Annotated in this window: 11 protein-coding genes; 2 read left to right on the forward strand and 9 right to left on the reverse strand. The window is 72.8% G+C overall.

Features of this window, described 5'->3' with window-relative positions; all coding sequences use genetic code 11:
- Positions 1-10: 10 nt before the first annotated feature.
- Positions 11-1,168: an N-methyl-L-tryptophan oxidase gene (solA, locus tag ACKUB9_RS31695; RefSeq protein WP_407530217.1), complete on the reverse strand. Its 1,158-nt coding sequence runs from the start codon at positions 1,166-1,168 to the stop codon at positions 11-13.
- A 461-nt stretch (positions 1,169-1,629) separates the two neighbouring features.
- Here solA and ACKUB9_RS31700 point away from each other — a divergent pair, with 461 nt between their 5' ends.
- A complete protein-coding gene (locus tag ACKUB9_RS31700) occupies positions 1,630-2,736 on the forward strand; it encodes an AI-2E family transporter (RefSeq protein WP_407530216.1) in 1,107 nt (368 codons plus the stop codon).
- Positions 2,737-2,788: 52 nt separating this feature from the next.
- Here the strand turns inward: ACKUB9_RS31700 and ACKUB9_RS31705 are convergent, their stop codons facing one another.
- Positions 2,789-3,667: a LysR substrate-binding domain-containing protein gene (locus tag ACKUB9_RS31705; RefSeq protein WP_407530214.1), complete on the reverse strand. Its 879-nt coding sequence runs from the start codon at positions 3,665-3,667 to the stop codon at positions 2,789-2,791.
- 284 nt (positions 3,668-3,951) lie between these two features.
- On the opposite strand from ACKUB9_RS31705, the gene ACKUB9_RS31710 reads away from it, so the two are divergent.
- A complete protein-coding gene (locus ACKUB9_RS31710; protein WP_407530235.1) occupies positions 3,952-4,968 on the forward strand; it encodes a zinc-binding alcohol dehydrogenase family protein in 1,017 nt (338 codons plus the stop codon).
- A 120-nt stretch (positions 4,969-5,088) separates the two neighbouring features.
- On the opposite strand, the gene ACKUB9_RS31715 is transcribed toward ACKUB9_RS31710, so the two are convergent.
- The 7 genes from ACKUB9_RS31715 to ACKUB9_RS31745 form a co-directional block, all read right to left on the reverse strand.
- Positions 5,089-5,763 (reverse strand): response regulator transcription factor, encoded by a 675-nt coding sequence (locus tag ACKUB9_RS31715; protein ID WP_407530213.1) that lies wholly within the window; start codon positions 5,761-5,763, stop codon positions 5,089-5,091.
- Between the two features lie 559 nt (positions 5,764-6,322).
- Positions 6,323-7,327 (reverse strand): dicarboxylate transporter/tellurite-resistance protein TehA, encoded by a 1,005-nt coding sequence (gene tehA / locus ACKUB9_RS31720; protein ID WP_407530211.1) that lies wholly within the window; start codon positions 7,325-7,327, stop codon positions 6,323-6,325.
- Between the two features lie 145 nt (positions 7,328-7,472).
- Positions 7,473-8,288 (reverse strand): SDR family NAD(P)-dependent oxidoreductase, encoded by an 816-nt coding sequence (locus ACKUB9_RS31725; RefSeq protein WP_407530209.1) that lies wholly within the window; start codon positions 8,286-8,288, stop codon positions 7,473-7,475.
- Positions 8,289-8,312: 24 nt separating this feature from the next.
- Entirely contained in the window at positions 8,313-10,544 is a 2,232-nt protein-coding gene (locus ACKUB9_RS31730; protein ID WP_407530207.1) for a xanthine dehydrogenase family protein molybdopterin-binding subunit, read from the reverse strand.
- Positions 10,545-10,554: 10 nt separating this feature from the next.
- On the reverse strand, positions 10,555-11,001 hold the full coding sequence (locus ACKUB9_RS31735) for a (2Fe-2S)-binding protein (RefSeq protein ID WP_407530205.1): 447 nt from the start codon (positions 10,999-11,001) through the stop codon (positions 10,555-10,557).
- A gap of 210 nt (positions 11,002-11,211) precedes the next feature.
- A complete protein-coding gene (locus ACKUB9_RS31740) occupies positions 11,212-12,492 on the reverse strand; it encodes an amidohydrolase (protein WP_407530203.1) in 1,281 nt (426 codons plus the stop codon).
- 292 nt (positions 12,493-12,784) lie between these two features.
- Positions 12,785-12,995: hypothetical protein (locus tag ACKUB9_RS31745; RefSeq protein ID WP_410826005.1), on the reverse strand; the 211-nt coding region annotated here is incomplete at its 5' end.

Below are 12,995 nucleotides of genomic sequence, written 5' to 3' on the forward strand. Positions count from 1 at the left end.
CCCGTCGGTCTCACGCGCCTGTGGCCTGGGGTGCGAAACGGCCGATGGAGTGAAGCGACAGGTCGAAGCGCGTGCGGTCCTGCGTGGCCAGATCCGCGAGGATTTCCCCGACGACGCTGCAGAACTTGTAGCCGTGCCCCGAGCACGGGGAGGCGACGACGACCTGGGGCAGGTCCGGCAGGGTGTCGATCACGAAGTGCTCGTCGGGCGTGTTGGTGAAGAAGCAGCTCCGCAGGGCCATGGTCGGGCCGTCGGCCTTCGGGAAGTAGCGCCGGACGCAGGAGCGGACCGCCTCCTCGTCCCGCAGATCGCAGTCGCGCGGAAGCGCGTCGACGGGGCCGCTCTCGCCGAGGTGATGCCAGCGGCCGATCTTGAAGCCCGGCACGTGCCACACCGGGAAGCCGTAGAACTTGCCCTCCTCGACCTCCATGTTGAAGACCGGGAAGCGCTCCGGCGCGAACAGGGCCGGCTCGCGCGGCTGGAACCAGCCGAGCACCTGGCGCTCAGGCACGGCGACCGGGCGCAAGGCCGGCACGACGTCGCCCATCCACGAGCCCGCGGACACGACCAGCCGGCCCGCCTCGTAGACGCCCCGCTCGGTCCGGACCCGCACGCCGCCGCCGGCCGGCTCCCAGCCCAGCGCCGGCTCGCGGGCCCGGATCTCGGCGCCCGCCGCCTGCGCCAGGGTGACATGCGCGACGATCGCCCGCTCGGCCGACACGAAGCCGCCCTCCGGCTGGAGGATCGCCACGTGCCCGTCCGGCAGCGCGTAGCCGGGCGCGAACCGATTCAGCTCGGCTCCGCTCATCACCCGGTGCGCGAGACCGTGCGCGCGGCAGGCGGCCAGCGATCCCTCGACCGTGCGGCTCCCGGCCGGGCCCGCATCGATCGAGCCCGTGATGAAGAGCAATTGCTCGCCGAACCGCCCTTCGAGGTCGCGCCAGTTCTCGTAGGCGCGGCGCAGCAGCGGCACGTAGGAGGGGTCCTCGAAGTAGGCGAGCCGGATGATGCGGTTGAAGCCGTGCGACGAGCCCATGGCATGCGGGATGTCGAAGCGCTCCAGCCCCAGCACGCGCACGCCCCGCCGGGCGAGGTGCCAGCAGGCCGCCGATCCCATTCCGCCGACGCCGAGGACGATGACGTCGTAGGTGTTCGAAGTCGCGGACACGGCCAGGCCCTCCTGAACGTTTCGCAAGTCCGGCCCATGTGGCGCGCGCGAAGGGCGGGGCCGATCATCGCCGAAGAGCCCGACCCGCCGGCGCTGCCCGGCGGGGTCGTCGAGGGCTCATCCTGGCGCTCGCGCCGCCGTTCGTCCATTGGGCGTGCGCGGCGGCGGCCGAAGCCGGTCGGACGGCCCTCGGCAGGCGATGGAACGCGGGGCATCCGCACCGGGACTTGCGCTTGCGCAACGACACACGTCGCCGGCGGCCTAGGATGCCCCTGCCGCGGTGTGGCCCGCGGCGACGAGAGGCCGACCGTGGCTGGCTCCCGATCCGGACACCGTCCTGCGTCAGCCGCCCGCCGGTTGGCGTGGCGCGCACGCCCCGGCGGGGGCGCGTCTCCGCGGGAGGCCGATCGGCGCCGATGCGGCGCATCGGCACCCGCCCGCGGCCGGGGTGGCGGACGAGCATGAACCCGGATCCGCCCGACCCTGACCGCCTGGCCCAGCCGGCCACCTCGCTCGATGCGGCGCTTCAGATCGGATTGGTGGCCACGCTGATCTACGCCTGCGGCCGGATTCTTTCGCCGCTCTTCGAGATCCTGACGTGGTCGGTGATCCTGGCCGTGATGCTCCATCCGCTGCATCGGCGCGTGGCCGGACGGCTCGGTGACCGCGGGTCCGCCCTGCTGATCGGCGTGGTCGGCGTCGCCGTCATGCTGGTCGTCACGATCCTGGTCGTGACGTCAGTGGGATCGTCCCTCTACGCCTTCCTCGCGGACCTGCGGAGCCGGACCTTGACCGTGCCGCCGCCACCGCCGCGGCTCGCCGAGGTGCCGCTGGTCGGTCAGAGGCTGTCGGAGGCCTGGGCGCTGGTCGCAACCAACGCGGCGGCCGCTCTCACCACCTATGGTCCAATGCTGAGAAGGCCTGCGGCCTGGCTTCTGTCGGTCGCCCGCGGCGTGGCCGCCGGCGAGCTGTCCTTCGTCCTGTCCTTCGCGATCGCCGCCGCGCTCGCGGCCTATGGCGACCAGGCCGCCGCGTTCACCCGGCGCGCCTTGACGCGGATGACGGGAAGCGAGGGGCGCGGCGCCCGGCTGGCGGCCTTGTCCGTCGAGACGATCCGCGGCGTGGCGCTGGGCGTGGTCGGCGTGGCGGTGAGCCAGTCCCTGCTCCTCGGGGCCGGCTTCTTCGCCGTCGGTCTGCCGGCCGCCGGTCTTCTGACCCTGGCGGCGCTTTTCTTCTGCATCATGCAGGTCCCGGTCATCCTGCTGACGCTCCCGGTCATCGCCTACGTGTTCGCCACGCAAGCGACGCAGGTCGCGGTCCTGTTCCTGATCTGGACGGTCGGCGCCGGCCTGATCGACAACATCCTCAAGCCGCTCCTGTTCGGGCGCGGCATGAAGGTGCCGATGCCGATCATCCTGGTCGGCGTCATCGGCGGGTTGATCGCCGACGGCCTGCTCGGCCTGTTCATCGGTCCGGTGCTGCTGGCCACCGGCTACGTGCTGCTCCTCGACTGGGTGCAGCAGCAGCCCGGCGAGGGCCGGCCGGGGAGCGATCGCGTCGCGCCGTGACGAGGCATCCCGCTCGGCGCAGGCCGGGCGCCGCGTGAGGCGCGTGCGTGCCTCAGGCCGCGAGCGCGAGGGCGTCGTTCCCGGCGAGGCTCTCGGTCAGGAAGGTGATCAGCGGCAGGACGAGGTCGGGGGCACGGTCCTCGCCCATCACGGTCACCTCGGTGGTCGGCAGGGCCGGCCACAGCTCCGGCGCGCGCAGGATCTGCATGCCCTCCTGCACGAAGGAGCGCCCGAGCAGCGTCACGCCGAGGCCGCCCGCCACCGCCGCCTGCACGCCCATCAGGCTCGACGCCGTGCAGGCCGCCACCCATTCCCGCCGCACCGAATCGAGCGCCGCGATCATCGCGTCGCGGTAGCTGCAGGGCGCGGCCAGCATCACCAGGCGGGCCGGCTTCGTGAAGTCGGGCTCGTAGTCGGCGGCCGCGAGCCAGACCAGCGGCTCGCGCCAGATCACCCGGCCGCGCGGCCCGCCCTCGCTGCGCTTGGCGATCACGGCGTCCAGCCGGTTCACCTCGTAGGCCTCGATCAGCGTGCAACTCAGGCCCGTCATCAACTCGATGTGCACGCCCGGATAGAGCCGGCCGAACCGCGCCAGCAGCTTCGGCAGCTGGCCGGGGATGAAGTCCTCCGACACGCCGAGCCGCAGGGTACCGCTGGCGGGCGGCTCGCGCCACTCGCGCAGGAGCGCGTCGTTGAACTCCAGCATCCGGCGCGCGGCCACCAGCAGGCGCTCGCCGTCCGGCGTGAGGCCCAGCGTGCGGCTGGTGCGCGCGAAGACGCGCCGGCCGAGAATCTCTTCGAGCCGCAGCACCTTCTGGCTCACCGCCGATTGCGAGCGGTGCACCACCTCCGCGGCGGCCGTGAAGCTGCCGGTCTCGGCGACCGCCACGAAGGCGCGCAGGAGATCGAGTTCGAGGTCGGGGTAGCGCATGATGTCGTCGCGTTTCTGCCGGCTGCGGCCGGACCTGCACACCCCACGGCCGAGCCTTGCCGCGTCCTCATCCGCCGGCGCGCAGGTGGAAGCCGGGCAAGATCAGACCGGAAGCCCCTTCCGGAATCAAGCAGAAAATCAGATCGTAGCGATCAGAACTATCCGCTTCCCTGATCGAGCGACGGGCCGCATGCTGGTTCGGTGTTGGACGGGGCGGCGAAGGCCTCTCCCGCCGCAGCCGCGGACCATCCTCACGCAGACAGGACCCGTCGATGACCAAGACCATGCGCGCCGTCGGCTTTCGCCAGCCCCTGCCGATCGAGGACGATCGGGCGCTCCTCGACCTCGAGGTTCCCAGGCCCGTGCCCGGCCCGCGCGACCTGCTCGTCCGGGTGCAGGCGATCTCGGTGAACCCCGTCGACACCAAGGTCCGCCGTCGGGCGGATCCGGCCGAGGGAGAGCCGCGCATCCTGGGCTACGACGCGGCCGGCATCGTCGAGGCGGTGGGGGCCGAGGCGAGCCTTTTTCGGCCAAGCGACGCCGTCTTCTACGCCGGGGCGCTCGACCGTCCGGGGACGAACGCGGAGTATCACCTCGTCGACGAACGGATCGTCGGCCGCAAGCCCGCTTCCCTCTCGGTCGCCGAGGCGGCGGCCCTGCCGCTCACCGCCATCACCGCCTGGGAGGCGCTGTTCGACCGGCTCGACATCCGCAAGCCCGTGCCCGGCGCGGCGAAGGCCGTGCTGATCATCGGCGGCGCCGGCGGAGTCGGCTCCATCGCGACCCAGCTCGTCCGTCAGCTCACCGATCTCTCCGTCATCACGACCGCCTCGCGGCCCGAGACGGCGGCCTGGAGCCGCGATCTCGGCGCCCATCACGTCATCGACCACCGCCAGCCGCTGGCCGCGGAGGTCGCGGCGCTCGGGCTCGGCGCCCCGGCCTTCGTCTTCGCCACCACCAACACGGACCAGCACGTGGCCGAGATCGCCGCGCTGATCGCCCCCCAGGGGCGCTTCGCGCTGATCGACGATCCGGCCGCGCTCGACATCCAGCCCTTCAAGCGCAAGAGCGTGTCGGTCCACTGGGAGTTCATGTTCACGCGCTCGATGTTCGGTACGGCCGACATCGCCGAGCAGGGGCGGCTGCTGACCGAGGTCGCCCGGCTGGTGGATGCCGGCACCCTGAGGACGACCGCCGCGGAGAGCTTCGGGGCGATCTCGGCCGCCACGCTCCGGCGCGCCCACGCACTCATCGAGAGCGGGCGCGCCAAGGGCAAGATCGTACTGGAGGGCTGGGCCTGAGACGGGGCGCGGTCACGGTCCGCGCGGGGGCCATCCCCGCGCGGAGGCCCTGCCTCACTGGGCGACGGAGTCTTCCAGGCAGCGGATGAGGTCGTCCGCCGAACCGTCGCGTGGCGCCGGTCAGCGGTCCGCGGAAGCTTTCAGCACGTCCGCCTTGCGAACGAGGTCGGCGACGGAGGCGGCCTTCATCTTGCGCATGACATTGCCGCGGTGGATCTTCACCGTGATTTCCGAGAGGCCGAGGCCGTAGGCGATCTGCTTGTTGAGCAGGCCCTGCACCACCGCCCCCATCACCTCCGTCTCGCGCGGGGTGAGCGTGGCGGCGAGCCGCGCCACCTCCTCGACGGCGCTCCCCTCCCGGCGGCGGGCCTCGTCGCGCGCGATCGCGGCGGCCACCGCGTCCAGCATGTCCTGGTCGTTGAAGGGCTTGGTCAGGAAGTCGAGCGCGCCGGCCTTCATGGCCCGCACGCTCATCGGCACGTCGCCGTAGCCGGTCATGAAGATCACCGGCATCCGGTTGCCCATCGCGGTGAGCCTGGACTGCAGGTCGAGGCCGCTCAGGCCGGGCAGACGGACGTCGAGGACGAGGCAGCCCGGCCGGTCCGGGAGAGCGGCGGCGAGCAGCGCCGCGGTGCTGGCGAAGGTCAGGGCCTCGATGCCGACCGAAGCGAGGAGACTCCGCAGCGCCTCGCGCACGCCCTCGTCGTCCTCGACGATCAGCACCAGGGGACGGTCGTCCTCGGCCGGGTCGCGGGTCGCGCCCAACGACCGACGGTCTTCCGCTGCCGTTGCCATCAGCCATGCCTCACGATGGCGGTCGGATCCGCCACGTCCCGATAGTGGCACATGCCAGTATCTGCTCGATCGACTAACACGCGGCGTCCGGCCGGACAATCGGCCGAGCGGCGGCAGCCGGCACGCGGGCCGGACGAGGGCGGGGACGGTCACGGGACCCAAGGGGGGCGCGGCGCGGTCACGGCCCACCCGGCGAATCCGGCCCGGGGCCAGACCACCGCGCGCGAGCTTCTGGCGAGCCTGATCGGCAGCGCGGCCGATTTCGACGACTTCTGCATCGACGCGACCGCCGCGAGCCTCGTCGTCGCTCCGCTGTTCTCGCGGCGGCCCGTGTGGCCAGTCTCACCCTCGCTCACGCCCGTCCCGGCGGAACGCGCGGACGAGCAAGGCTTCGTCAGCCGCACCCCGCGTCGTCACCGGGGCGTGATCGGCCACGCACCATCGGACGGGGACGCTCGATACGTCTCGGCTCACATTCGCGAGGCGGGTTGTTACGGAGGTTCTTCACCTCAGGCTGCGCGGCGCCCTGCCGCGACGGGAAGGGCTCCCGCGAGCCGGATCAGTGCGCCCGCTCGAGGAGGCCCGGGGCCGGCTGCGGGACCGGCGCGGCGGGGGTGATGAGTTTGCCCGTGAGCAGCAGGCGCAGCGTCCCGACGACGAGGCCGAGGATCAGCAGGTTCGCGGCCACGAACACGAGCGGCGCGAGCGCGGCGACGGTGGGGGCCGCGCCGCTCGCCGCGACCCGCAGCGACAGGGTGGCCAGGGCGGTCGCGCCGAACGAGAAGGCCCAGTAGCCCGCCGAGACCCCGTGCTCGCGGATGAAGGGCAGGAGCCGCAGCAGCACCAGGGCCTGCAGCAGCGCGTAGCCGAGCAGCCCCAGCGCCACCACGCCGCCCGGATCCCCGCCGAGGCTCAGCCACGCCACGCCGCCCACCGCCGGCGGGGCGAGCTGGATGCCGAGCGTCGGGCGCAGGGCGGCACTCATGCGCGGGGCGGTGTAGAAGCGGTGCAGCAGCACCGACTCGATCGCGAGCCACGAGAGCAGGGCCGCCCCGAAGGCGAGCTGCGCCACGTCGCGCAGGCCGAAGGCGGAGGCCGCCGTGGCGGTGACGAAGCCGCCCGCGACGGTGGGCAGGTAGAGGACGGGCGTGGCCGCGGCCACCTCGCGGTCCCCGTGCCACAGCCCGCCGGTGCGCCAGACCGCGAAGCCGAGCGTGAACAGGGCGCCGAGGCCGAAGAGCCCGAAGGCGAGCGGGCGCGCGTATGGAAGGACGGCGAGCGCCACCAGCAGCGTGGCGACGCCGGCCAGCCCGATGAAGCAGCACTGCACGGCGTGGCGCGCCTCGTCGAGCGCGCTTCCCCGGGCGACGAACCACTTGGCGACGTAGAGCACCAGCACGACGGCCCAGACGACCACCCCGAGCAGCATCACGCTCTCGCCGATGAAGGCCGGGGCGCCCCAGAGCTGCGCGGCATTCCGCCACGCGGTGCCGAGCCCCACGAGGCCCAGCACCATGCCGAAGAACGAGGCCGGAACCACCGGAAGGGAGGAGGGACGGGACATGGCGGTCTCTCGTGAGGTCGCGCACCGTGGGGTGAACCGCGCGCCCGTGAGGCGGGCGGCAAGGGTGGGAGGCAAGGGTGGGAGGCAAGAGTGGGCGGGATCGGCGCCGCCTGTCGCGCGTGAGGCGGCGCCGGTCCCGGCGGCCTCACGCCACCGCGGCGGCGGGCGGGACCGCGTAGCGGGCCGCCGGAACGCTGAGCGACAGGTTCGGGCCGAGCCGCTGGCGCGCGGCCTCGTAGGCCTGCCAGTCGGCGATGTCCGGCAGCGACGGGATCGTCACGAGTTCGCCCGCGTCGAGCCCGGCCAGCGCCGCCGCCACGAGGTCGTCCGCCTCCATCACCATCCCAGGCGGGATCGCCGCGAGGTCCGAACCGGCCCGCGCGAAGAACTCGGTGCGGGTGATGCCCGGCAGCACCGCCTGAAGGCGCACGCCGCGCGGCCCCACCTCGCTGGCCAGGGCCTGGGTCAGGGCCAGCACGAAGGCCTTGGTCGCCACGTAGCCGGCGTTGAAGCGCTCCGGCGCCAGCGACACCACCGAGCCGACGTTGACGATCGTGCCGCCGCCCCGGGCCGCGAAAACCTCCGCGGCGGCGAGCGTCAGGCGCTGCAGCGCCGTGACGTTGAGCGCGACCATGTCGTCGTAGAGTGCCTGGGCGCCGCCCAGCACGGGGCCGAGCGGGCCGAACCCGGCCGCGTTGACGACGAGCCGGATGGCGCCGTCGGCGGCGAGCCGTCCGGCGACCGTCTCGAGGTCGGCCGGGGCGGTGAGGTCGGCGGGCAGCACCGCGACCCGCACGCCGGTCTCGGCCTGCAGCCGGGCGGCCGAGGCGTCGAGCCGCGCCCGGTCGCGGGCGACCAGGATCAGGTCGTGGCCGCGGCGGGCAAGATGGGCCGCGTAGGTGGCGCCGATGCCCGATGAGGCGCCGGTGACGAGGGCGGTGCCGGGGGTGGTCTCAGCCATGGGGAGGTCTCCTGATCGGGGCGCTCAGACGCCCGACAGCTTGGCGTTGGCAAGGGGGAGGCTGTGGATGCGCTGCCCGGTGAGGGCCGCGACGGCGTTCGCCACGGCGGGCGGCACCCCGGGCAGGCCGGGCTCGCCCACCCCGCCCATCGGTGCGCCGCTCTCCACGATGCGCACGTGCACCGCCGGCATGTGCTCGCGGCGCAGGATCGGGTAGGCGTCGAAGTTCTGCGCCTGCCGCTGGCCGTCGCGGTAGACCATCTGCTCGACGAGCGCCGCGGACAGGCCGAGCGCGGCGGCGGATTCCACCTGGGCCTTCACGATCGCCGGGTTCACGACGCTGCCGGGGTCGAACGCGATCCAGAGGTTGTGCACCCGCGCCTCGCCGCCCTCGACCGAGACTTCCGCGATCGTCGCGGTCTCGGACCCGAACGGCGAGGCCATCGCCACGCCCCGCGCCCGCTGGCCGCCCTCGGCGGCGTAGAGGCCGCGCCGCCAGCCCCCCGAGAGATCGGCGACCTCCTCGAGCAGCCGCCTGTGGCGCGGGCTTTCTTTCAGGAGCGTCATGCGCAGCGCGAAGGGATCCTGCCCGCCCGCCTGCGCCATCTCGTCGAGGAAGCTCTCGTAGAAGAAGTCGTTCATCGAGTGCCCGACCGAGCGCCAGAAGGCGATGGTCACCGGGTGCGCCCGCTTCACGAAGGTCATGCGGCGGTTCGGGATCGCGTAGGGCTTGCCCACGATGCCTTCGACCGCCGAGGAATCGACCGGGTCCTTGAACAGCGCGCCGAACCAGCGGCCGATCGGCCCCTCGCCGACGGTGCGCACGGCGATCGCGATCGGCTGCCCGCGCGCGTCGAGGGCGGCGCGGAAGCGGCTGTGGCTCAGCGGCCGGAGCGCATCGACGAGGAATTCCTCCTCGCGCGACCACAGCACCTTCACGGGTCGGCCGGTGGCCTTCGCGAGGCGGATCGCCTGCGGGTAGGGGTTGGACGACCCGTAGGCGAAGTGGCGGCCGAAGAAGCCGCCGAGCATCGGCGAGTGGAGGCGCACCTTGTCCGGGCTGAGGCCCGCGACCTCCGCCGAGAGGTTTTGGAACAGCTCCGGCATCTGGTTCGGCGTCCAGACGTCCAGGGTGCCGTCCGGGTTGAAGCGGGCGATCGCCGAGGGCGGTTCGAGCTGCGCGTGGGCGAGGTAGGGCGCGTGGTACTCGGCCTCGATCACCGTGGCGGCCCGCGCGAAGGCGGCGGTCGCGTCTCCCTCGGCCTCGGCCACGTGCCCCTCGCCGGTCTCGGCGGCCAGCGCCGCGCGCATGCCCTCCGACGAGAAATCGGCCGCCAGCGCATCGGCACCGGCGGTCTGCGGGCGGGTCCAGCGCACCGCGAGCGCCTCGACGGCCTTGCGGGCGCGCCACCAGCTGTCCGCCGTGACCGCGACGGCGCCCGGCAGGCGGTGGACGCCCTGCACGCCCGGCATCGCCCGGGCGTCCGCCTCGTTGTCGATCCCCTCCGGCTCGGTGCCGGGCCGCGGCGCGTGGCGGACCGCCGCGTAGAGCATGCCCTCGACCGTCTGGTCGATGGCGTAGACCGCCCGGCCGGTCGCCTTGTCGCGCATGTCGAGGCGCGGCACCGGGTGGCGGATGTAGCGAAAGTCCTTCGGGTCGCGCAGCGCCACACCCTCGCGCGGCGCGAGCGCCAGGGCCTCGGCGGCGAGGTCGCCGTAGGGCAGGCTGCGCCCGGAGGCGGCGTGCACCACGGTGCCGTCGCGGGTGGTCAGCGCGCTCTCGCCCACCCCCAGCCGGGCGGCGGCGGCGCGGATCAGCATGTCGCGGGCGGTGGCGCCGAGCTGGCGCATCAGCGCGTAGCTGGAGCGGGTGGAAAAGCTGCCGCCCGTCATGCGCAGGCCGTTGACGACCGCGTAGTCGGGGCCGGGCGGCGCGCACTCGACCACGAAGCGGGCCGGGTCGACGTCGAGTTCCTCGCCGACGATCTGGGCCATGCCGGTGGCGATGCCCTGGCCGCCCTCGACGAAGGGGCTGAGCAGGCGCACGGTACCGTCGGGCCGGATCTCCAGGAAGGCCGGGACGCGCGTGCCGGGTTTCACGGCCGCCTCCACGGCCCTGGCGCGGCCGGCGGGAAGGGCGATGCCGACGACGAGCGCGCCCGCGGCGGTGCCGAGGAAGCGGCGGCGGGAGAGATTCGTCACGCCGTCGGAGGCGAGGACCGGGACGGCGGGCTTGAGCGCGACGCGCGGGGTCATGCGGGCCTCCTCAGGCGGCGGCGTGGCGCACCGCCTCGGCGATGCGGTTGTAGGTGCCGCAGCGGCACAGGTTGGTCATCGCGGCGGCGATGTCCTCGTCCGTGGGCTTCGGGGTCTGCCGGAGGAGGGCGGTGGCGGCCATGACCTGGCCGGACTGGCAGTAGCCGCATTGCGGCACCTGCAGGCCGATCCAGGCCTCCACGACCTTGCGGCCGACCGGATCCTGCTCGACCGCCTCGATCGTGGTGATCCGGGCCGCGCCGACGCTCTCCACCGGCACCTGGCAGGAGCGGGTGGCCTCGCCGTCGATGAGCACCGTGCAGGCGCCGCACTGGGCGATGCCGCAGCCGTACTTGGTGCCGGTGAGGCCGAGCGTGTCGCGCAGGACCCAGAGCAGGGGTGTATCGGGCTCGACATCCACCGCGTGCGTGCGGCCGTTGACCGTGACTTGGACCATCGGAGTCGCTCCCGTTGCTGATCGAGCATCCCGTACCGATGGGCGGATATTAAACAACGGCCTGCCACACGACAGTATCGTCGCGGTTTAGGCCCCGGCATACCTTGTTTCTAGGCGATCATACGAAGGTTTGTATCGCCGGCCAGAGGGCGGCCCGCAGGCCGCCCCGCGCCGAACCGGCCCGGATGAGGGGCAGCCGCGGCCGATTCCCTACCGCACGGCGAAGGGCGCCTGGAACGGCCGGCCGAACACCACCCCGGTGTTCACCGTCTGCACCGGCTTGAGGAAGGCGGTGCCGCTGCGGGTGTTGCTGCGGGTGTCGACGAAGCTGACCGGTCCTTCCACCAGTTCCATCACCGAGACGTCGCCCGGCGCGCCGACCTGCAGCGTGCCGAGCGTCGCGCCGCGGTCGATCACTCGGGCCGGGGCGGAGGTTGCCATCGCCACGACCTGCTCCAGGCTGAAGCCGAGCGGCAGGAACTTGCTCATCACCCACGGCAGGAAGGGCAGGCCCGGCGTGTTGCCCGAGACCACGTGCAGGTCCGAGGAGATCGTGTCGGGGGGCGCGCCTTGCGCGATCGCCGCCTCCGCGACCGTGAAGTCGAAGCTGCCGCCGCCGTGTCCGATATCGAAGATCACGCCGCGCCGCTTCGCCTCCAGTGCGGCCGGGAGCAGCTTGCCGTCCTGGACGATGTTGGTGAACTGGCCGGCGATGTTCGGCGCTCCGGAGTAACAGTGGGTGAGGATGTCGCCGGGCCGCAGCAGGTCGAGGATCCGGCTCATCAGGTCGGGCGTCTCGACCCCGCCGATATGGGCCATGACCTTGGCGGGCCGCCCGGACAGCTCGCAGGCCTGGATGGCGCGCCTCAGCGGCTCGGCGCCGTGCTTGAAGACGACGTTCTCCGACAGGCGCACCTTCACGCCGAGCACGAAGTCCGGGTTCTCGGCCACCGCCCGCGCGCACGCCTCCACCTGCGCGTGGTCGATGTTGTAGAGTTCCGCCACCGGGAAACCCGACAGGCCGTTGTTGGCGATGTGCACGAAGGCGAACATGCGCGTGCGCGTCTGCGCGGCGATGTGCCGGCGCAGGGCCGCGAGGTTGTTGGCGCCCGCGTCCCCGGCTGAGACCACGGTGGTCACGCCGGCGAACGGCACGGTCTCGTCCGCCGGAATGCCGATGGCCGAGCCGTACGGGTAGGTGTGCGCGTGGAGATCGATGAGGCCGGGCAGGACGAGCTTGCCCGACGCGTCGAGCACGCGCTGCGCCCGCGCGGCGGGAATCTCGGCTTCGACGGCCTCGATGATCCCGAAGCGGATGCCGATGTCGCGCTTGGCCCGGAGCGACTGGCTCGGGTCGACGACCTCGCCGCCCTTGACCACGAGGTCGAACCGGTCGTTCGGCCCCATCGCGGGGCGCCCCCCCTCCGTCGCGGCCAGGAATCCTGCCGCAGACAGGCCGCCGAGCCACGCCCGCCGCGTGAGATCGCCCATGTGCTCCTCCCCTGCAAATCTGATCTCCGGCCTGCGAGCCGGTTGTTATACGTCCGGAGGACCGCGGAACCCGATTGCGGACTGGTCATCCAGAGCCTTCGACAAGAGAAAGCCGCGCCCGCCGGCGGTCAAGGCATGCGGCGATACATCCTGTGACTGGCGGTCGCGGTGGCGGGGCAACTGGTCCCGCGACGAGGCCGGTCGGGCGATCACGCCGCCGCGGGACCCGATGGCCGGCACGCCCGCCCGGACCACCATGCCATGATCAGCCGGAGCGGAGAACGGTGCCGCATCAGTCGATCGCGATCCCGCTGCTTGAATCCGCGATGAGCCTCACCATATCAGGTCTGTCGGCGGCGGCGCCTCGGTGCTCGCGGATCTTCCCGAACACCGCGGACGAGCGGCCGAAGTCCGGTTTCGACCTGGCCCGGGCCGCTCCGGTGAGCCGCCGCTGCGGCGGCGCCGATTGCGTGTTGACAGCCCGGAGCCGGCGGCCTATACGC

The sequence above is a fragment of the Methylobacterium oryzisoli genome (genome assembly GCF_046557895.1).
In the GTDB taxonomy this organism is placed as follows: domain Bacteria; phylum Pseudomonadota; class Alphaproteobacteria; order Rhizobiales; family Beijerinckiaceae; genus Methylobacterium; species Methylobacterium oryzisoli.

What these genes read in the sequence shown, in the direction of transcription:
- ACKUB9_RS31740 (WP_407530203.1), bottom strand. Translation starts at nt 12,492, where the DNA reads ATGGGCGATCTCACGCGGCGGGCGTGGCTCGGCGGCCTGTCTGCGGCA.
- ACKUB9_RS31715 (WP_407530213.1), bottom strand. Translation starts at nt 5,763, where the DNA reads ATGGCAACGGCAGCGGAAGACCGTCGGTCGTTGGGCGCGACCCGCGAC.
- tehA (WP_407530211.1), bottom strand. Translation starts at nt 7,327, where the DNA reads ATGTCCCGTCCCTCCTCCCTTCCGGTGGTTCCGGCCTCGTTCTTCGGC.
- ACKUB9_RS31725 (WP_407530209.1), bottom strand. Translation starts at nt 8,288, where the DNA reads ATGGCTGAGACCACCCCCGGCACCGCCCTCGTCACCGGCGCCTCATCG.
- ACKUB9_RS31700 (WP_407530216.1), top strand. Translation starts at nt 1,630, where the DNA reads ATGAACCCGGATCCGCCCGACCCTGACCGCCTGGCCCAGCCGGCCACC.
- ACKUB9_RS31710 (WP_407530235.1), top strand. Translation starts at nt 3,952, where the DNA reads ATGCGCGCCGTCGGCTTTCGCCAGCCCCTGCCGATCGAGGACGATCGG.
- ACKUB9_RS31705 (WP_407530214.1), bottom strand. Translation starts at nt 3,667, where the DNA reads ATGCGCTACCCCGACCTCGAACTCGATCTCCTGCGCGCCTTCGTGGCG.
- ACKUB9_RS31735 (WP_407530205.1), bottom strand. Translation starts at nt 11,001, where the DNA reads ATGGTCCAAGTCACGGTCAACGGCCGCACGCACGCGGTGGATGTCGAG.
- ACKUB9_RS31730 (WP_407530207.1), bottom strand. Translation starts at nt 10,544, where the DNA reads ATGACCCCGCGCGTCGCGCTCAAGCCCGCCGTCCCGGTCCTCGCCTCC.